Genomic DNA, 18,249 nt, shown 5'->3' with positions numbered 1-18,249 from the left:
GTGGAAATGCTACAATATGGGAGAAGCGTTGTTCCGCCGAACGATGCCAATATCCATGAAGGAGCGAATCCCATGAGCTTAAATGTGTATTTGAACTTTAACGGCAACTGCCGCCAAGCGGTGGAATTTTACGCAGAGGTTTTCGGCTCGGACAAGCCCCACATCATGACCTTTGGCGAGTCGCCGTCGAATCCGGACTTCCCGGTACCGGAAGAAGCCAAGAACCTGGTCATGCATACTTTCCTGAACATCCACGGGTCCATGGTCATGTTCTCCGATACCTTCCCGGGATTCCCGTTCGTTCAAGGCAACAACATCAGCCTGACCATCGTCAGCAAGGATGTAGACGAGATCAAGGATCTGTACCGCAAGCTGTCCGAAGGCGGCAAGATCGGCATGGAGCTGCAGGAAACCTTTTGGAGCAAGTGCTACGGCACCTTGACCGACAAATTCGGCATCGAATGGCAGATCAGCTATTCCAACGAATAGAAAAAAGAAGCAGCAGCCCGCAGGCCGCTGCTTCTTCCCTTTCCGATTCTTAGTACATCGGCTTGGAGATGATGACCAGAAGGATGTAGAGTACCAGAACCAAACCTACTGCACCGTAAATTCCGCCTGCGCCGCCTGCTGCATATGCCATGAATGAACACTCCTTTGTGGGGTTATGGTGATCTTGATCTTTCGCTCAAGACCTTATCAATATACGGCGGCTGCCCGTCTCCGGATTGGACGATCGCCCGGTCTCCGAGCCCAAAGTGTGCGTTGTGGGCGGATTTACGTGTGGGTACCCCAATAAAGCAAAAAGGCGAGGCCGAAGGGCCTCGCCATTCCGTTTTTTATCCCAAGAAGGAGGAGAGCATCCATACATGCTTTTCGAGGCTGGTGTGGATCGCCAGAAGCATGTCGCCGGTGGTTTCGTCGTCCGCCGCTTCCGCAGCCTTCATGCCTTCCTTCAGCTCGGCGATGACGGTTTCGAAGTCCGCGATGGTTGCAGCAACCATTTCATTGGCATTCTCGCTGCCTGCCGCTTCCTTGATGGAGGATGCCGCCAAGTAATCCTTCATGGTCGCCAAAGGCTTGCCCTTGATGGCCAGAACACGTTCGGCCAGATTATCGATATGCAGAGCGGCTTCGGTATACAGCTCTTCGAATTTCAGATGCAGAGTGAAGAATTGCCCGCCTTTCACATACCAGTGAAAGTTGTGAAGCTTCACGAACAGGACGCTCCAGTTCGCGATTTGTTTGTTCAACACGTCAGACAGATTAACACTCATCCTCGTTACCTCCCATATTATGTATGTCCATGTACTATTGTACATGTTTTGATGTACAGAGAGGTATTACAATTTTAGCAACATTTCAATGTTAGAGCGATGTTACCTCTTTTTGCGTAGGGACTTGGATTTGCTATTGTCCCCAAGATGTGGTATAGTGGCAACATCGGATTTTTGGATCAGCATTCACATAATGGAGAGGGTTGTTTACTGAAGGGAATAACCTTGTCTATTATGTGAATCTTTTTTTCTGCCCGGAAGATCCGTGCAAATTACACCCTTGGAGGCAATCCCCATGCAAACCGGTACAGTAAAGTGGTTTAACGCAGAGAAAGGCTACGGCTTCATCACGACAGAAGGCGGCAACGATGTATTCGTCCACTTCAGCGCCATCACTGGCGAAGGCTTTAAGACTTTGGACGAAGGTCAACGCGTCGAATTCAACGTCGTTCAAGGCAACCGCGGTCCGCAAGCTGAGAACGTCGTTAAGCTGTAAGCGCGAATAAGCTGCCCCCTCCTCTCCAGGATGCCAGGGGCAGCTTTGTTGTTACTACCATATCTTGATACCCCTACAAGGAGGGCACAACGATGTACTATTCCCGCAAAAAGTCGGTGGAGGAAAGACCTTCGGAGGAAACCCCCGTATGGATTTGCCAGAAGGACGGCTGCAATGGCTGGATGAGGAATAATTTTGCCTTGGAAGCCGAGCCGGTGTGCCCGTTGTGCCAATCCCAGATGACCAGCGGCGTCAAGACGCTTCCGATCTTGAATCCTTCGAACTACGGCTACAAAGCGTAAAGCTTATCCATCCACCAGCCCTAACTCAATACCTCTAGATCATCCAAATTATCAGCCCTTGGCCAAGCAGCCGAGGGCTTTTTGTTGTCCGTATCTCCGAATACCCGCGTCTGTTACTCGGCACATCCAAGGATTGACAAGGCGGGAAGCAATTGATATGATTTATTCATAGTTATCTTATAGGAATTATATCTTTTCCCTAAGGAAGGGGGAGCCTGCTCATGAAAGATGTGCCCTTGGTTTACGTGAAGGCGAACCAGATTGGGATTGTCGGATCCGTTCTGGCCCTGCTGTTGTTCCGAGAGCCCGTGATTGCTGGAGCGCTGCTGGCGGTACAGGTTACTGGCCTGGCATCCGGAGGCGGATGGAACCTATTCGTCCTGGCCGTGAAGCCGTTCCTGCGCAGCACCGGTTCCGGCAGGCAAGCCGCAGTGCTGACCCGGTTCAACAATGCACTGGCCGTAATATTCCTGACGCTGTCTTCCCTCTTCTTCCTTATTGGCGCGAACGCAGCAGGCTATATTACCGCTTCCCTCCTATTGGCTGCAGCAAGTGCCGCACTCCTGGGCTATTGCATCGGCTGTACCATTTACTTCCGCTATAAGCAATGGAAGGCCATCAGACGTACCCATTCCTAAGAACACTGGCATAAGAAGGCGCCGGCGGCGTATGATACGGAGCATTCCGAACCATACGCCGCCGGCGCTTATATGATTGATGGCGACCATAAAACGGCGGCTGTGATCAGCAGCCGCCGCTCGGGTCATCATACGCCGGGAATCCGTGTTCAATGTCCCGTCTTCCTGCGCATGGCTTTGTACATAAGGAATGATGCGTCCGAGGATGCCGTCGAGACCCTTCCCTTGCCCCAGCCGACCCCCTCCCGGTAACTGCCGAGAAGGCCCGCACTGTCGAGCTCCGATTCCGCCACGGCAATCTCCTGCTCGGCATGGGGGGCCACATACAGGGCATCCACCGGGCAGTAGAGCTCGCACATGAAGCAGGTCTGGCAATCATCCTTACGGGCGATGACGGGAATGCCGTCGGCCCCCGCTTCGAACACGTTCGTCGGGCATACCTCTACGCAGGAGTTGCAGCTGACGCAGCGCTCTTCGCTTACAATCTCGATCATACGGCCGTCACCTCCTTCACGGTGCTTGCATCCGGCTTCACCCATACCTCATCTAATCCGCCGGACAGAAGCCGGTATTGCTGCGCGTTGTCCTGCTGGGCATAATCCTCCCGCTTATGCATGCCCCTGGTCTCCTTGCGCTCCAGCGCGGACGCGTACATCCACCGTGCGGTGGCCGTCATGGCCGCCGCTTCACGGGCTTTGGACAGATGGGCGTCTCCCGCCAAGGAACCGTTCCGGATCTCGTTCCAGACTTGGTCCAAGCGGCTGATGGAAGCGCGAAGCTTCACATCGCTGCGGAACAGGTTCCGGTCATACGGGGCGACTTCTTCCCGGACCGCCTCGATGATTCCGCGTGTGGCGGTCCCGACTGCCGCCCCGTGCCCGTTGGCTGTAGGAGTAACGCCGGCGCCCCTTACCTGACGGGTATAGGCAAGCTGGCCCAGCTTCTTGGCATAAGCCGCCGCCCCTTCACCGGCCCAGGAACCGGAGGACATGGCCCAGGCCGCGTTATGGCTGCCGCCCCCTGTGAAGCCTCCGCAGATGAACTCCCGGGTGGCCGCATCGCCGGCGGCGTACAAGCCAGGCACCGCCGTAGAGCAATCCTCTCCGGTCAGATGGATGCCGCCCGTTCCCCTAACGGTTCCCTCCAATCTCATCGTAACCGGGAACAGATCGCGGAACGGATTGATGCCGGCCCGATCGAAGGGCAGGAAGAAGTTTGGCTGCGCCAGACGCATCCACTTCTGTTCCTCATGACCCGCCTGATCGAGACGGGCGAAAACCGGCTGGGTCAGGAGTGTCCGGGCGATCACGGAACGTCCCCGCTGGGAGCCGGCTCCTTCGATGACCGTTCCGTCCGCATGGTAGAAGGTCGCCCAGGTATAGAAGGCCGATTTCGTCACGGAGGCGAATGCCGGTGCGATCGAGTAGGCATTGGAGAACTCCATGCCGGACAGATGGGCACCTGCCTCGGCTGCCAGCAGATAGCCGTCACCCGTCAAGACATTGCATCCGAGCGCCTTGCTCAGGAAGGCGCAGCCGCCGGTGGCGATGACCACAGCACTGGCTTGGACGGTCCAGGCTTCTCCGGAATGCAAATGGACCCCGTTTGCCCCTCCCACACCATGCTCATCGGTCAGGAGCTCCAGCACAGGACTGTGATCCAGGATGCGGACACCGGCCTTCTGGATCAGCTTTCTCATGAGCCGCATGTATTCCGGACCTTGCAGGCTGCGGCGGAACGATTGGCCCTCGTCATCGATCGGGAAGGGGTACCCGTACTCGGCGAGCCGGTTCATATTGGAATAGGTCCGGTCCAGCACCCGGGTGGCCCATCGGCGGTCGGCCAGATACCCTCCCAATGCCTCCCGGCTCTTCAAAGCCTCCTCCCGCTTCTCCTCTGTAGGCTCCACATACCATACGCCGGTTCCTGAAGGCGCGGTCGCTCCGCTGGTGCCGCAATAGCCCTTATCCGCCAGCACCACCGATGCTCCTTGTGACGCAGCCGTTAATGCGGCCCAAGTTCCTGCCGGCCCTCCTCCGATCACCAGGACATCCGCATTCCCATGGTTATGCAACGGTTTCATCGTTTCAACCTCCCATTTTCTCATTTAAACAAAAAGAGACCCGTGAAATTCACGCGTCTCCAGTTGACTGGTAGATGGTTATAGGATCTAAAACCATATTTACCAAGCGTTTTACTTGGTTATGGATGAAAATGTATCATAGTCCTTTTGCGACTGTCAATCATTATTTTAAAATTAAAAAGGTTATTGACAGCCTCGTAACGTCTTGGTAAGATTCACTCAAATACGACCTAGCCGATAGGATTTATCGGTTTAACGAAACGAAGGCGGCTATTGTTCTTATCATGATCTATATCATTAGTTTACCGTACAAACGGAGGCTATTCTTTTCATAAGAATAAGCCTTTTTTTGTTACCCGGAGAGGAGTGAAAGATATGAGCACCCCCATCTTGGAAGTCAAGCAAGTGGACAAAAGCTTCATCACCCGGAACGGTACGGTTCAAGCCCTTCTGAACATCGAGCTGACCGTCAAGGAAGGAGAGTTCCTGACAGTCATCGGGCCTAGCGGCTGCGGCAAGAGCACACTGCTCAAGATCATTGCGGGCCTTGATATTCATTATGAAGGAACCGTCACACTGGAGAACCGGCCCGTCAGGGGCCCCGGGATCGAACGGGGCTTCATCTTCCAGGAGCCCCGCCTGTTCCCGTGGCTGACCGTAGAGCGCAACATTGCCGCCGACCTGCCGCTTCACGACACGGAGATCCGAAGGCGGGTTGACGAGCTGATCGAGCTGGTCCGGCTGAAGGGCTTCGAAAGGTCTTACCCCCGGGAGCTGTCGGGCGGGATGGCTCAACGGGTAGCCATTGCCAGAGCCCTCCTCCGCAATCCCAAGGTGCTGCTGCTCGATGAGCCCTTCGGTGCTCTGGATGCGTTCACCCGATCCCACATGCAGGAGGTTCTCTTGGACATCTGGCAGCAGAACCGGACTACGATGATCTTCGTCACCCACGACATCGACGAAGCCGTCTATCTGGCGAACCGCATCGTCATTCTGAAACCGAGACCCGGATCCATCCGCAAAATCGTGCCGGTGGACCTTCCATTCCCCCGCAAGAAATCCAGTATCTCCTTCCAGGAATACCGGCTCCACGTTCTTAATGAATTCGAGCGGATCGAGGAGCTGGAGCTGATCGACAGCTCGGGTATCTGAACGGATCCGCTGCCATCCCAAGAAGATGAGGTGAACCTAACGTATGAGTCAACCGACCAAAGCATGGGCCGTGCCCCTCCCGGCCGACCCCGCCGTCAAAGCCCGAAAGGGCCGGACTACCCGCAAGGAAGGCTACAAGCCGGGCGGCTTCCTGCTGGGAGCCCTCTTCCCCGCGGCTCTCCTGATTTTTTGGCAGCTTGCCGGGGATCGGGGGATCGTCTCCCCGAATCTTTTGCCCACCCCCTATGACATCGGCCTGGCCTTCCGGGATCTGATCCGCTCCGGCGAGATCTTCGGACACCTCCGGATCAGCCTCTACCGGGTGCTGGTCGGCTTCCTGATCGGAGGCACCTTCGGACTCCTATTCGGCATTGCCGTCGGATTCTTCCGCAAAGTGGAGCAAACCCTGGACCCCAGCTTCCAGATGATCCGGATGATTCCCCATCTCGCCGTTACCCCCTTGTTCATCCTGTGGTTCGGCTTCGGGGAGCTCTCGAAGATTCTCCTGATCGCCAAGGGGGCCTTCTTCCCGATCTATGTCAACACGTTTCTCGGCATTAGGGGGGCCGACAACAAGCTGTTCGAGGTCGCACGGGTCCTGCAATTTAACCGGTATCAGCAGATCGTGAAGCTGATCCTTCCCTCCGCTCTTCCCAACATTCTGCTGGGTGTCCGCCTCTCCATCGGAGTGGCTTGGCTGGGCCTCGTCGTCGCGGAGCTGATGGGCTCCAGCGAAGGGATCGGCTATCTGATTCTGGATGCCCGTCAGTTCTCCCAGACCACCGTCGTCTTCGTAGGCATCATCATCTTCGCTGTCTTCGGCAAGATAACGGACTCCATTGTCCGGTTCCTAGAGAGAAAGCTGCTTCGCTGGCGCGACAGCTTCTCCGGCTAAACCGCGATCCTATCCTACCATACCAGAGAGGGGTACCACTCCATGTCCATGCTGACTACCCATATCGCATCGCCTGCCCGTAAGCTCCGCACCGCCGCTTTGACGCTCCTGACCGCCGTCTCCCTGTTCGCCGTCACCGCCTGTGGAGAGAAGCCGGATGCCACTGCCGGTGCATCTGCAGCCGCGACTGCCAAAGCAACCGCAGCTCCATCGTCCGCAGCCGGTACCGCCCCCGCAGGCAATACCGCCAAGCCCATCCCGGAGGCGCTCCGCGTCGGCTATATCGGCGCCAATCCGCTGAACCTGCCACGCGGTGCCGAGGGCTGGGGCTTCTACAAGGGAAGCTCAGCCGAGGACCTGAAGAAGCTCGGCATTACCGAAGTGAAGTTCACCGCCTTCCCCAACGGCCCCGATCTTAACGAAGCGCTCTTGGCCGGTCGGCTGGACGTGGGTATCCTCGGCGATACACCGGCCATCGTCGCCCGCTCCAACGGCTCCAAGACCCGTCTGATCGGCTTCAGCAACGTGGGCATGAACGCCTACATCATCGGCAAGAAGAACGGTCCCAAGACCTTGGCCGACTTGAAGGGCAAGCAGATCGCCGTCCAGAAGGGCTCCTACATCCACCGGTATCTGGTCGGAGTGCTGAAGAAGGAGTACCTGTACGACTCCGTGAAGATCATCCACCTGCTGTCCGCCGATGCGGAGGCGGCTCTGGAGCGCGGGGAGATCGACGCCCTGGCCGCAGCCAGCGGAGCCGGCCCCCAGCTCGTCGCGAAGGGGTTCCCCTTGATTGACGAAGCGTCCAAGAACCCGACCTTGACCGGCACCAGCTTGACCGTCGTATCCGAGGAATACTTAACCAAGAATCCCGGTTTCCCTAAGGTGTGGAACGACTTGAAGGGGAAAGCCTTGAACGATCTGTTGGCCAAGCAGGACGCCTACTATGAATTCTTGGGACAGATCTACAAGTATCCGCCGGAGATCATCCGCAAGGATTATCCTATCGGTGAGATTCCGGAACAGCCTCTCCCCGAGGCGGCGCTGAAGCAGCTGGAGGGCACCAAGCAGTTCATCATCGACGAAGCCTTGGCCAAAAAAGACTTCAGCCTGCCGGATTGGCTGCTGAAATAAATAAACCGCCGTACGGCCCTGATCGGCACCTCCATTGTTAGAACGTCTCTAACCATCGGGGTGCCGTTCGGCTGTGTACGGCGGTTTTGTGTGAGACGCGGATTACGCGCCCTGGAACGATCTCAGCATCCAGACGTGCTTCTCCAAGCCGGTGCTGATGGCCAGGAGCATATCTCCGGTGGTTTCGTCCCCGGCGTCCTCCGCGGCCTTCATGCCGGTCTTCAGCTCTTCGATGACGGTCTCGAAGTCCGAAATGACGGCGGCAACCATCGCATTCGCATCCTCTCCGCCCTGAGCCTCCTTGATGCTGGATTCGGTCAGGTACTCCTTCATGCTGGCCAAGGGCTTGCCCTTGATGGTCAGCACCCGCTCCGCGAGCTCGTCGATATGTAGGGCCGCTTCGTTGTACAGCTCCTCGAATTTCGCATGGAGCGTAAAGAACTGGCTGCCTTTGACATACCAATGATAATGGTGCAGCTTAACGAAGAGCACGCTCCAGTTGGCCAGCTGCCGGTTGAGAATGGGGGTTAAGCTTCCGGTTTTGCTTGGGGTTTCGACCGCCATGTTGTAAGGATCCTCCTTCTAAGGTGTATAGACACTTGCAGGTTACCCTAATCCGGAGGGATTATTCGGGTTGAGCTATGCTTGGGCCTGGACCCGCAGCGGTGATTGTGCTATGGTAACAGCTGAGGACAAAGACATATTTGTCCTTCCGGTGTCATATACATCTGGATCAAAAGCATGAAGCGAAAAGGAGACCGTTTCGTATGGCAGCGTCCCTCTTGAGTCTGTCCACGTTTTCGTTTCTGTTGGTCACCCTCTTTACGCCGGTCCTGATCTGGGGACTGCGTTCCCTCCGGCTGACGCAGCCCATCCGCGCGGAGCTTCCGCCGGACCATCAGGCCAAGCGCGGCACCCCCCTGATGGCAGGCATGATCCTGCTGGTCGGGGTCGCCGTTTCCCTGAGCTTCTATCCCAAGCCGCTCGTCCTGTTCCTATGCGCCACCTTCCTCCTGTTCAGCCTGATCGGCTTCGCGGACGATTTCAAGAAGGCGGCCTTTCAAGATCCTAACGGCATATCGGGACGGACCAAGCTTGTGTTCCAGTTCGCTTTTACCGGGATTCTGCTGTTCGTGCTGATGCGGACCTTCTCCATCGGACCGGAGCTTCGGCTGACCGATGCCTTGTCGCTTCCCATCCCCGCCCTGCTGTATATCCTGGCCATGGTCCTGTTCATTGTCGGTACCGCGAACGCCATTAATTTCACGGACGGCTTGGATGGACTCTTGATCAACGTATCGATTCCCACCTATTTCTTCTTCTTCATGATCTCCGATCATCCCGAGGTCAAGCTGTTCTGCCTGATCATGATCGGCTGTCTGCTCGGCCTCTTGATCTATAATCTGTACCCGGCCCGCGCTTTTATGGGCGATACGGGGTCTCTGGCCATCGGTGGCTCCCTCTCCTTCCTGGCCGTCGTGGAGAAGGTGGAGCTCCTGATTCCCGTCCTGTTCTCCGTCTACCTCGTCGAGCAGTTCTCCGTGATCCTGCAGGTGTGGTATTACAAACGGACGAAGCTCCGGCTGTTCCGGATGGCTCCCATCCACTATCATTTCAGCCTGAAGTACGGATGGTCCGAGAACAAGATCGTAATGGTGTTCGGGTTCATCTCCTGGGCATCCGCCTTGGTCTCGTGGCTGTACTGGTATGTGTTCATGTCTTGAACCTTGGCCCAACCGCAAGAAAAACCGCAAGCTCCGAATCCTCGGCGCTTGCGGTTTTTTGTTGGCGTTGAGGGGCTCCCGCATAAGGGACCAGCCCCCCGGGAACATTACCTTCCTAAGCAGAGAACGGGAAACGAAGGAAGGGATTGCCTTGAAAAAGCTGGTCTTCGTCCTGTCGATTCTGATCTTGATCGCCGCAGGCGGAGCCGTTAGGCTATTCGATACCGGGAACATGCTGCATGCTCGCGGAGGGATTCCTTCCGAGTATGCGCTAAGCGGCGAGGAAGCCGAATGGGATCACTCCGCCCGGCTCCTGATCCAGCTGCAGAAGAACCGCTATGCCGCAGCCGCTCTGTCCCGTAGCCGCACTGCCTCCGGCGGTATGACAAGCGGTGCCTGCCGGTTGATCGCTGCCTGCTACACCTTCTTCGGCTACGAGCCCGCACTGCCCTACCACCAGATCCGGCTGCTCCTGCAGGTGTTGGATATCGGGACAGGGTTGCTCCTGTATGCCGCCGTGTTATTGATGCTGGGCGCTCCTGCCCTGGCATGGATGGTCTCCGCGCTCTACATGGCCGGTCCCCTGCTTCAATCCCCTTCCGCATGGCTGCCCTCCGACGGATGGAGCACCTTTTTGCAGGCGTGGGTGCTATGCTGCCTCCTGCTCTTCTTCGGCATGGGCCGCAGCTCCAAGCTGGTGGGACTGCTATGCGGCGTCACCTTCGGCTTCGGAACCCTCCTCGATCCCCCGCTGTTTCCGTTCCTGCTCCTGTTTGCCGGCGCGGCCGGCCTTCGATGCTTCTATACCCGGAGAGATGTGGCCCCTTTTCTCTTGGCCTTGGCTTGCTGCCTCTTCATCCTGGCTCCATGGTGGCTCCATTCCGTTCGGACGGCTCCGGCGCCGGATCGGATCATCGCTCGTCAGCTGAGCCTCGAGCTGCCGTCAGAGAACGGCCTGAATCGTCAGGACCGCAACTAGGGCGGATACGCCGATCTCCAGAATCCCGCTCTGCTTCACGGTCAGGCCGATCCGGGGAATCAACGCGCTTCTCGCCAGCAGGAAGCCGGATAAGAGAAGCAGCAGCGGCTCCCCGTACCAGAGCGCCGCCGCCCCCAACAGCAGGTGATAGAGCACCGATCCGGCATAGAACACCGGATTCCCCTTCTCCCGGATCAGCGTCTTCACGTAATACACCGTCCCGGTGAAGTACAGCACGCAGAGCACGAACAGCGTGGAGGCCAAGTCCCAATCGTCTCCGCCTCCCAGGTAATAGACCGGGAATACCACGGAAGAGAACTGGACGATAGCGGTCAGATCGTTGACCACCGTTCTCTCCCGGTTCATGCGGGCGTAGATGCCGTTCACCGCCAGCAGCGGAAGCAAGGCAAGCCCGTAATAGATCAGCCGCGGCTCCAACAGGAGCAAGGCTGCTCCTGCGGGCAGCAGCAGCCCGCCGTAGAGCAGCGCGGGTCCCCGGTACCGCTCCTTCCGGCCGGTACGGACCCATTGCAGCACCGGGAAGCTGAACAGATACGCCAGCAGCCAGCAGACGAACATCAGAGCGTGGATCGGTCTGGCTCCCGCTGCCGCCACCCCGAGTATGTAGGGCACGGCCAGCATGGCCCATGCCCCGTGCTGATTCGGAATATATCGTTTCATGATGCACCTCCTAATCACGATTGAAGCACAGCGTACCGAATCTCTATGTGACCCCGCTCACATATTGTCAAGCCACTCCCCGGAAGGTACAATAATACCAGTCCTTAGAAGTCCCGCCATTATTCTTCCGGAACGGAGCAGCTTGCCATGAGACTCTACATCATCCGCCATGCGGATCCCGACTATCCCAATCATACCATAACCGAGGCCGGACATCTCGAAGCGCAGGCCTTGTCCAAGCGAATGGCCGTCCATGGATTGGACCGGATCTACGCCTCCCCCATGGGGCGTGCGCTGGACACCATGCGATACACCTCCGAGCTGCTGAGCCTTCCCCACGAAGTGGAGGAGTGGACACAGGAGCTCAGCCTGAAGCTGGAGGAGACCCCCTACGGACGCTTGTCCCATTGGGATCTTCCCGGCGAAGTGATCCGGGGCCAGGACGTCTTCCCCACCCACGAGACCTGGAAGGAGCTGGACTATTACGCCGGAACCGAAGGGCCCTCCACCTTCGAGAAGCTGAAGGCCGCTTCCGACGAATTCCTGAAGCGCCAAGGCTTCGAGCGCGTCGGCGGCCGCTACCGGATTCTTCGCCCCCAGAACAAGGACCGCATCGCGGTCTTCTGCCATGGCGGCTTCGGACTTACCTGGCTGGCCCACCTGCTGGAAATTCCGGTAAGCCTGGTCTGGTCCGGCTTCTGGATGCCGCCCAGCTCCGTCACCACGATCCTCTTCGACGAACGGTCCGAGGAGTGGGCGGTGCCCCGCTGCATCGGCTTCGGCGATGTCTCGCACCTGTATGAGGCCGGTTTGCCGGTCCGTCCCCGCGGAGTCATCACCAACTTTGACTAAGCACATCAAAAAGCGGCTTCCAGCCTGTAGGCCGGAGCCGCTTTTTGACGCGCTCTGCATGAGACCTATTCGGACGCCGCTTCCAGGGCAGGGGCATCGGCAGCAGCCTCTGGAGCTTCCTCGTCGGACGGCTCCTCGGAAGCCGCATCCGCCGGCGACAGCGCGACCGGCGCATTCCCGCCGGACATCACTTGCCGGTACAGCTGCACGTACTGCTTCGCCGATTGCTCCCAGCCGAAATCCGTCTTGGCGATGTTCTTCATGATCTGGTTCCAGGCCTCTTCGTCCGCATAACACTTCAGCGCCCGCTTCACCGCATACAGCATCTCGTGGGCGTTGTAGTCGAAGAAGGTGAAGCCGGTGCCTTCGCCCGTATCCTCATTATAGGCGGACACCGTATCCTTCAAACCGCCGGTTTCTCGGACGATAGGCACGGAGCGGTACCGGAGCGCGATCAGCTGGCCCAGTCCGCAGGGCTCGAATTGGGAGGGCATCAGGAACATATCCGAAGCCGCATAGATCTTGCGGGCCAATCCGTCGTGGAAGGTGATGTGGGCCGACACCTGGTCCGGATGCCAATGGGCCTTATCCAGAAACAGATGCTCGTACCTCTCTTCTCCGGTGCCCAGCACGACCAGCTGCAGCTTCTCGGCTAAGAGCTCGTCCATCATGGTCTGAATCAGATCCAGGCCCTTCTGCTCCACCAGCCGGGAGACAATGCCGATCATCGGGATCCGTTCGTCCACCGTAAGTCCCAGCTCCGCCTGCAGCGCCGTCTTATTCCTCCGCTTCTTCGAGAGCGCGTTCCGGAAGGGCTCCGCCAGATTCGGATCCTTCATGGGGTCGAACAGCGTGTTGTCGATGCCGTTGACGATACCGGTCAGCTCCCCGCTCCAGCTCCGCTTCCGCAGAACACCGTCCATTCCTTCCCCGTAATATTCGGTCTGGATCTCCTCGGCGTAGGTCCTGCTCACGGTGGTCACCACGTCCGCCGATTCCAGAGCGGCCTTCATGCAGTTGCCGTCCCCGTAATATTCCAGATGATCCCCCATGCCGAAGTACTCGTCTCCCATGCCCAGGAGATCCTGCATCAGCTTCCGGTTAAAACGGCCTTGATACCGAAGGTTGTGGATCGTAAACACCGTCTTGATGGATTGGTAGAACGGATGCTGCATATACAGCCGCTTCAGCAGATACGGGATAAGTCCCGTCTGCCAGTCATGGCAGTGCAGAATATCCGGCTTGAACCCCAGGTGGGGCAGTGCTTCCAGCACCGCCCGGCTGAAGTAGATGAAGCGTTCGGCATCGTCCCCGTACCCATAGAGACCGCCGCGCCGGAAGTAAAACTCATTGTCCACGAAGTAGTAGGTGATGCCGTTGTGCTCCAGCACCTGCACGCCGCAGTATTGGTTCCGCCAGCCCAGGAAGACGGACAGGGTGGCCGCCGTCTCCATCTTGGACCGGAACGACTCCGCAATGTCGCCGTACTTCGGCAGAATCACGCGGACGTCCAGCTTCTGCTCCCGGAGCACCTCCGGCAGGGAGCCGATCACGTCGGCCAAGCCTCCGGACTTGACGAAGGGTACCGCCTCCGAAGCGGCAAACAGGATTTTCATACGCAGATAACCTCCTTATCCGAACCGTTAATCGACCCGAGACGGATCAGATAACCTTCTTCTTCGCAGCGATGAACGGCGCGCTGAGCGCCCCTTTCAGAACACGGCCGCTGTGGATCATGACGTCCTTGTCGAGGATGGCGTTCTCCACGTTGACATTCTCCTGGATCTCGCAGTTCTGCAGCACGATGCAGTTGCGGAGCACGGCCCCCTTGCGCACCTTGACGCCGCGGAACAGGATGCAGTTCTCCACTTCCCCCTCGATCACACATCCGTTGGCGATCATGGCGTTGCGTACGTCGGAGCTGCCGGTATACTTGGCCGGCGGCTCGTCTTTGATCTTCGTGTAGATCAGGCCCGGCCGGAAGAACAGATCCCGCCAGATCTGGGGATTCAGCATGTTCATGCTGTGATGGTAGTAGCTCTGGATCGTGTTGATCACGCCCAGGTAGCCGTGGTACGGGAAGCCGACGATCTTCAGCCGGTCCACGTTCTTCATGATGGCATCCCGCACCAGATGGTCATAGCCTTGAGCGAGGGAGGTTTCCACCAGGTCCAGGAGCAGCTCCTTCTTCATCAGGAACATCTCCATGGACACCTTGCTGCTGTTCAGGCGGCCCGTGTGGTCCTGGATATCCTTGACCTGGCCCAGCGGATTGATCAGGATGCGGCGGCATTCCGCCAGATCCTCCTCCGGCATATCCTTATAGATCATGGTGATGTCCGCGCCGGAGGCCTTATGGTGCTCGAACACCTCCGTCAGATCGATATTGCATACCATGTGGCTGCGGGTGATCAGGACGTAGTCCTGGGAGCTGCGGTAGAAGTAATCGCGATGGCTGTAGAAATGGTATAAATCCCCTTTGACGATTTCACGGATCTCATCTACAGCGGGCGGCAGGATGAACAGACCGCCCCGCTTCCGGTTCAGATCCCATTCCTTGCCGGAGCCCAGATGGTCCATGAGCGAGCGGTACTTGGTGTGGGCGAAGACCGCCACGTTGATCATGCCCGAATTGACCATGCTGGACATAATGAAGTCGATAAGCCGGTAGCGGGCCCCGAAGGGAACCGAAGCGACCGTCCGTTTATAGGTCAGCTCCTCCAAGTGATCCAGTTCGTTAACCAAATTGATGACGCCGAGCACATTTTTCATGAAGTCCGCATCCCTTCCCGTAGTGTGAAACGCTGTATGAATCAGGTCACAATCTCGTGGTTGCCGATCAACGTGATTTCCTTCTGCTCCAGGTCCCCGACTACGGAGCCGTCCGCCACCATGGTGCCTTCGCCGATGATCGCACGGTTGATGACGCAGTTGTCGCCGATCTTCACACCCGGCATAATGACCGAATCGCGGATGATGCTTCCTTCGCCGACCCGCACGCCATAGAACAGCACGGAATGGTCGACGGTGCCCATGACGGAGCAGCCTTCATTCAGGATGGAATTGCGGACCCGGGCGGTGGGTGAGATATATTGGGCCGGCTGATTCGGATTCAGGGAATAGATCCGCCAAGCCTTCTCGTTCAGATTCAGCTCGGGCTCATCCTCCAAGAGATCCATGCTGGCCTCCCATAGGCTTTCCACCGTCCCCACGTCCTTCCAATAGCCCTCGAACGGATACGCGAACATGCGCTCGCCCGCCTTCAGCATGCCCGGGATCACGTCCTTGCCGAAGTCGTTGTTGGAGGCCGGATTCTCGGCGTCGTGAACCAGGTACTGCTTCAAGACCGGCCAGCTGAAAATATAGACGCCCATGGAGGCCAGGTTGCTCTTCGGAGCCTTCGGCTTCTCTTCGAACTCCGTTATGCGGTAATCCTCGTCCGCCTTCATAATGCCGAAGCGGCTTGCCTCGTCCCACTTCACCTCGATGACGGCAATGGTGGCGTCCGCGTCATTTTGCTTGTGGAATTGAAGCATCCGGTCATAATCCATCTTGTAGATGTGGTCGCCGGAGATGACCAGCACGTACTCGGGGGCATACTGCTCGATGAAGCCAATGTTCTGGTATATGGCGTTGGCCGTACCCTTATACCAGTCCCCTCCCTTGGACTTCATGAAGGGAGGCAGCACCGTGACGCCTCCGCCCTTGCGGTCCAGATCCCAGGGAGTTCCGATGCCGATATACGAGTTCAAGACCAAGGGCTGGTACTGGGTCAGCACCCCGACCGTATCGATGCCCGAATTGGTGCAATTCGAGAGCGTAAAATCGATGATGCGGTATTTCCCTCCGAAATGGACGGCTGGCTTGGCCAGATTCTTGGTCAACGCGCCCAGGCGGCGCCCTTCGCCTCCGGCGAGCAGCATGGCGACACATTCTTTTTGCTGCATGCGTCAGATCCCCTTTCTGGTATTGGATTTATGTTTGAACCAAACGGCGCCCAGCGGGGGCAGCGTGAAGCTGATGCTGGCCGGCTGCCCGTGCAAGGGCTCCTCCATGGATTGGATCCTGGCTTTGTTGGTCTGTCCGGAGCCGCCGAATGGGGTCAGATCCGTGTTCAGGATCTCCCGGTACAAGCCTACTGCAGGTACACCTATTCTATAGTTATGATAGACCCTCTCCGTGAAATTACAGACGGCCACAATATGCTCCTCGCCGCTCCCGCTCCACCGGATGAAGGACAGCACGCTCTGTCCCGAATTATCCGCGTCGATCCATTGGAAGCCGTTCGGATGGTGATCCTGCTCCCACAGGGCCTTCTCCTTGGCGTATACGGCGTTCAGCTGCTTCACGTAGCCGTGCATCTGCTGGTGCTTCTCGTATTCGAGGAGCTCCCAGTCCAAGTCCTCCATGTCCTTCCATTCGTCGAATTGGCCGAACTCCCCGCCCATGAAGAGCAGCTTCTTGCCGGGATGCCCCATCATATAGGCGTACAGGAGCCGGAGATTGGCGAATTTCTGCCAGTAATCGCCCGGCATTTTGTTCAGAAGCGACTTCTTGCCGTGAACCACCTCGTCATGCGAGAACGGCAGCAGGTAATTCTCTGAATAGGCGTACATCAGGGAGAAGGTCAGGAGATTGTGATGGTGCTTGCGGTGGACCGTCTCCTTCTGCATGTACTTCAGCACGTCGTTCATCCAGCCCATATTCCACTTATAATTGAAGCCCAGCCCGCCGACATGCACGGGAGCCGTCACAAGCGGATAATCCGAGGAATCCTCGGCCACCATCAGAGCGTTGGGGAAATATTGGAACACGGCCTTGTTCATCTTCTTGATAAAAGCCAGCGCGTCCAGGTTCTCGAACCCGCCGTACATATTGCGTGGCGCCGTGTCCGGCGACTTATCGAAGCACAAGCTCATCATACTGGCCACCGCGTCCACCCGGATCCCGTCCACATGGTAGACGTCCATCCAGAACACGGCGTTGGAGATCAGGTAGCTGACCACCTCCGGCTTGCTGAAGTCGAAGGCCAGGGTACCCCAGCCCGTCTTCTCCGAGATGTTCGGATCCGGATGCTCGTACAGCGGGGAGCCGTCGAAGAGTCTAAGCCCGTGGTCATCCTTGCAGAAGTGGCCCGGCACCCAATCGATCAGCACGCCGATGCCGTTCTGATGGCAGTGGTCGATGAAGGACATCAGCTGTTCGGGCTTGCCGTACCGGCTGGTGGCGCTGTAGTAGCCGGTAGCCTGGTAGCCCCAGGAGCGGTCGAACGGATGCTCCGTCAGCGGCAGGAGCTCGATGTGGGTGTACCCCATCTCCTTCACATACTCCACAAGATCCCGTGCGTATTCCTCATAGGTGTAGAACACCTCGTTCTCTATGTACTTCCATGAGCCCAAGTGAACCTCATACACGTTGACGGGCTGCTTGAAGACCGGCGATTTGGCCGTCCGGCGGCGCCATTTCGCATCTCCCCATTGGTGCTGGTCCAGCCGGGCTACGACGGAGGCCGTATGGGGGCGAAGCTCGGAATGGAAGGCATACGGGTCGCTCTTCAGGCGCGTCCTGCCGTCTGCCCCGGTGATTTCGTATTTGTAGACGTCTCCTTCCCCCAGCTCCGGGATGAACAGGGACCATACCCCTCCCGATTCGGGAAGCAGCTCCATCCCGTGCAGGGAACCGTCCCAGCCGTTGAAATTGCCGGCCACGGCCACCCGGACCGCATGGGGAGCCCACACGGTAAACCGGACTCCTGCCCTTCCGTCCGCTGTCTCCAGATGAGCGCCGAACGTACGGTAGCTGTGGAACAGATTGCCTTCATGGAACAGATACAAGTCATGCGAAGTAGGGTTGCACACCGCCAATATCACTCCACTCCTTCCGATTCCGAGCATCGCTTTTTTCTAACATTTTACTTTTTAACATACGCTGTAAGTATTTTATACAATTCTATGAAAAATTGATGTAAGAATGGATCGAAGAATATATAATTATTCCCTCGATTTCAAGTAAGTTTGCTCACATAAAATCGTCTGTTGT

At 57.5% G+C, this 18,249-nt stretch carries 20 protein-coding genes; 10 read left to right on the top strand and 10 right to left on the bottom strand.

Going from position 1 to position 18,249, the window contains the following annotated elements; all coding sequences use genetic code 11:
• Positions 1-72 precede the first annotated feature (72 nt).
• Complete coding sequence (locus tag ACSEXW_RS08520) at positions 73-489, top strand: VOC family protein (RefSeq protein ID WP_438445704.1); 417 nt, start codon at positions 73-75, stop codon at positions 487-489.
• A 49-nt stretch (positions 490-538) separates the two neighbouring features.
• Here the strand turns inward: ACSEXW_RS08520 and ACSEXW_RS08515 are convergent, their stop codons facing one another.
• Together ACSEXW_RS08515 and ACSEXW_RS08510 are read right to left on the bottom strand one after the other, a co-directional pair.
• Positions 539-640, bottom strand: a complete 102-nt coding sequence (locus ACSEXW_RS08515) for a YjcZ family sporulation protein (RefSeq protein ID WP_438445703.1) — start codon at positions 638-640, stop codon at positions 539-541.
• Positions 641-836: 196 nt separating this feature from the next.
• A complete protein-coding gene (locus ACSEXW_RS08510; protein WP_438445702.1) occupies positions 837-1,274 on the bottom strand; it encodes a Dps family protein in 438 nt (145 codons plus the stop codon).
• A 295-nt stretch (positions 1,275-1,569) separates the two neighbouring features.
• Between ACSEXW_RS08510 and ACSEXW_RS08505 the strand changes: the two genes are divergently transcribed.
• The 3 genes from ACSEXW_RS08505 to ACSEXW_RS08495 all read left to right on the top strand — a co-directional run bounded on the left by ACSEXW_RS08505 (position 1,570) and on the right by ACSEXW_RS08495 (position 2,710).
• On the top strand, positions 1,570-1,770 hold the full coding sequence (locus tag ACSEXW_RS08505; protein WP_438445701.1) for a cold-shock protein: 201 nt from the start codon (positions 1,570-1,572) through the stop codon (positions 1,768-1,770).
• Positions 1,771-1,862: 92 nt separating this feature from the next.
• The gene (locus tag ACSEXW_RS08500) at positions 1,863-2,072 is read left to right on the top strand and encodes a cold-shock protein (RefSeq protein WP_438445700.1); all 210 of its coding nucleotides are present in this window, start codon (positions 1,863-1,865) and stop codon (positions 2,070-2,072) included.
• A 221-nt stretch (positions 2,073-2,293) separates the two neighbouring features.
• A complete protein-coding gene (locus tag ACSEXW_RS08495; protein ID WP_438445699.1) occupies positions 2,294-2,710 on the top strand; it encodes a DUF4395 family protein in 417 nt (138 codons plus the stop codon).
• A gap of 149 nt (positions 2,711-2,859) precedes the next feature.
• On the opposite strand, the gene ACSEXW_RS08490 is transcribed toward ACSEXW_RS08495, so the two are convergent.
• Together ACSEXW_RS08490 and ACSEXW_RS08485 are read right to left on the bottom strand one after the other, a co-directional pair.
• On the bottom strand, positions 2,860-3,204 hold the full coding sequence (locus ACSEXW_RS08490) for a 4Fe-4S dicluster domain-containing protein (RefSeq protein WP_438445698.1): 345 nt from the start codon (positions 3,202-3,204) through the stop codon (positions 2,860-2,862).
• Entirely contained in the window at positions 3,201-4,793 is a 1,593-nt protein-coding gene (locus ACSEXW_RS08485; RefSeq protein ID WP_438445697.1) for an FAD-dependent oxidoreductase, read from the bottom strand. The genes ACSEXW_RS08490 and ACSEXW_RS08485 overlap by 4 nt, the downstream gene beginning before the upstream one ends.
• Positions 4,794-5,168: 375 nt before the next feature.
• On the opposite strand from ACSEXW_RS08485, the gene ACSEXW_RS08480 reads away from it, so the two are divergent.
• Genes ACSEXW_RS08480 through ACSEXW_RS08470 form a run of 3 tightly spaced genes read left to right on the top strand, consistent with a single transcriptional unit; the run spans position 5,169 to position 7,974 of the window.
• A complete protein-coding gene (locus ACSEXW_RS08480; protein ID WP_438445696.1) occupies positions 5,169-5,945 on the top strand; it encodes an ABC transporter ATP-binding protein in 777 nt (258 codons plus the stop codon).
• Positions 5,946-5,988: 43 nt separating this feature from the next.
• Positions 5,989-6,840, top strand: coding sequence for an ABC transporter permease (locus tag ACSEXW_RS08475; protein WP_438445695.1), 852 nt, complete (start codon positions 5,989-5,991; stop codon positions 6,838-6,840).
• Positions 6,841-6,882: 42 nt separating this feature from the next.
• The gene (locus ACSEXW_RS08470; RefSeq protein WP_438445694.1) at positions 6,883-7,974 is read left to right on the top strand and encodes an ABC transporter substrate-binding protein; all 1,092 of its coding nucleotides are present in this window, start codon (positions 6,883-6,885) and stop codon (positions 7,972-7,974) included.
• A 102-nt stretch (positions 7,975-8,076) separates the two neighbouring features.
• On the opposite strand, the gene ACSEXW_RS08465 is transcribed toward ACSEXW_RS08470, so the two are convergent.
• On the bottom strand, positions 8,077-8,538 hold the full coding sequence (locus ACSEXW_RS08465; RefSeq protein ID WP_438445693.1) for a Dps family protein: 462 nt from the start codon (positions 8,536-8,538) through the stop codon (positions 8,077-8,079).
• Positions 8,539-8,741: 203 nt separating this feature from the next.
• On the opposite strand from ACSEXW_RS08465, the gene mraY reads away from it, so the two are divergent.
• Both mraY and ACSEXW_RS08455 read left to right on the top strand, forming a co-directional pair.
• Positions 8,742-9,698: a phospho-N-acetylmuramoyl-pentapeptide-transferase gene (mraY, locus tag ACSEXW_RS08460; RefSeq protein ID WP_438445692.1), complete on the top strand. Its 957-nt coding sequence runs from the start codon at positions 8,742-8,744 to the stop codon at positions 9,696-9,698.
• A 151-nt stretch (positions 9,699-9,849) separates the two neighbouring features.
• Complete coding sequence (locus ACSEXW_RS08455) at positions 9,850-10,677, top strand: hypothetical protein (RefSeq protein ID WP_438445691.1); 828 nt, start codon at positions 9,850-9,852, stop codon at positions 10,675-10,677.
• Here ACSEXW_RS08455 and ACSEXW_RS08450 read toward each other — a convergent pair.
• Positions 10,642-11,358, bottom strand: coding sequence for a YwiC-like family protein (locus ACSEXW_RS08450; RefSeq protein WP_438445690.1), 717 nt, complete (start codon positions 11,356-11,358; stop codon positions 10,642-10,644). The two genes, ACSEXW_RS08455 and ACSEXW_RS08450, sit on opposite strands and share 36 nt — an antisense overlap.
• Positions 11,359-11,505: 147 nt before the next feature.
• On the opposite strand from ACSEXW_RS08450, the gene ACSEXW_RS08445 reads away from it, so the two are divergent.
• Positions 11,506-12,210 (top strand): histidine phosphatase family protein, encoded by a 705-nt coding sequence (locus tag ACSEXW_RS08445; protein WP_438445689.1) that lies wholly within the window; start codon positions 11,506-11,508, stop codon positions 12,208-12,210.
• 65 nt (positions 12,211-12,275) lie between these two features.
• On the opposite strand, the gene glgA is transcribed toward ACSEXW_RS08445, so the two are convergent.
• From glgA to glgB, 4 genes are read right to left on the bottom strand one after another with little or no spacing between them, the layout of a single operon-like run.
• On the bottom strand, positions 12,276-13,826 hold the full coding sequence (gene glgA, locus ACSEXW_RS08440; RefSeq protein ID WP_438445688.1) for a glycogen synthase GlgA: 1,551 nt from the start codon (positions 13,824-13,826) through the stop codon (positions 12,276-12,278).
• A gap of 46 nt (positions 13,827-13,872) precedes the next feature.
• A complete protein-coding gene (gene glgD / locus ACSEXW_RS08435; RefSeq protein WP_438445687.1) occupies positions 13,873-14,982 on the bottom strand; it encodes a glucose-1-phosphate adenylyltransferase subunit GlgD in 1,110 nt (369 codons plus the stop codon).
• Between the two features lie 41 nt (positions 14,983-15,023).
• On the bottom strand, positions 15,024-16,157 hold the full coding sequence (locus ACSEXW_RS08430) for a glucose-1-phosphate adenylyltransferase (protein WP_438445686.1): 1,134 nt from the start codon (positions 16,155-16,157) through the stop codon (positions 15,024-15,026).
• Positions 16,158-16,160: 3 nt separating this feature from the next.
• Complete coding sequence (gene glgB / locus ACSEXW_RS08425) at positions 16,161-18,074, bottom strand: 1,4-alpha-glucan branching protein GlgB (protein ID WP_438445685.1); 1,914 nt, start codon at positions 18,072-18,074, stop codon at positions 16,161-16,163.
• Between the last annotated feature and the right edge of the window lie 175 nt (positions 18,075-18,249).

The sequence above is a fragment of the Oryzibacillus soli genome, assembly GCF_051594765.1.
Taxonomy (GTDB): Bacteria; Bacillota; Bacilli; order Paenibacillales; family NBRC-103111; genus Paenibacillus_AR.
The sequence above is the reverse complement of the archived record's forward strand: the minus strand, read 5'-3'. Positions and strand labels throughout refer to the sequence as shown.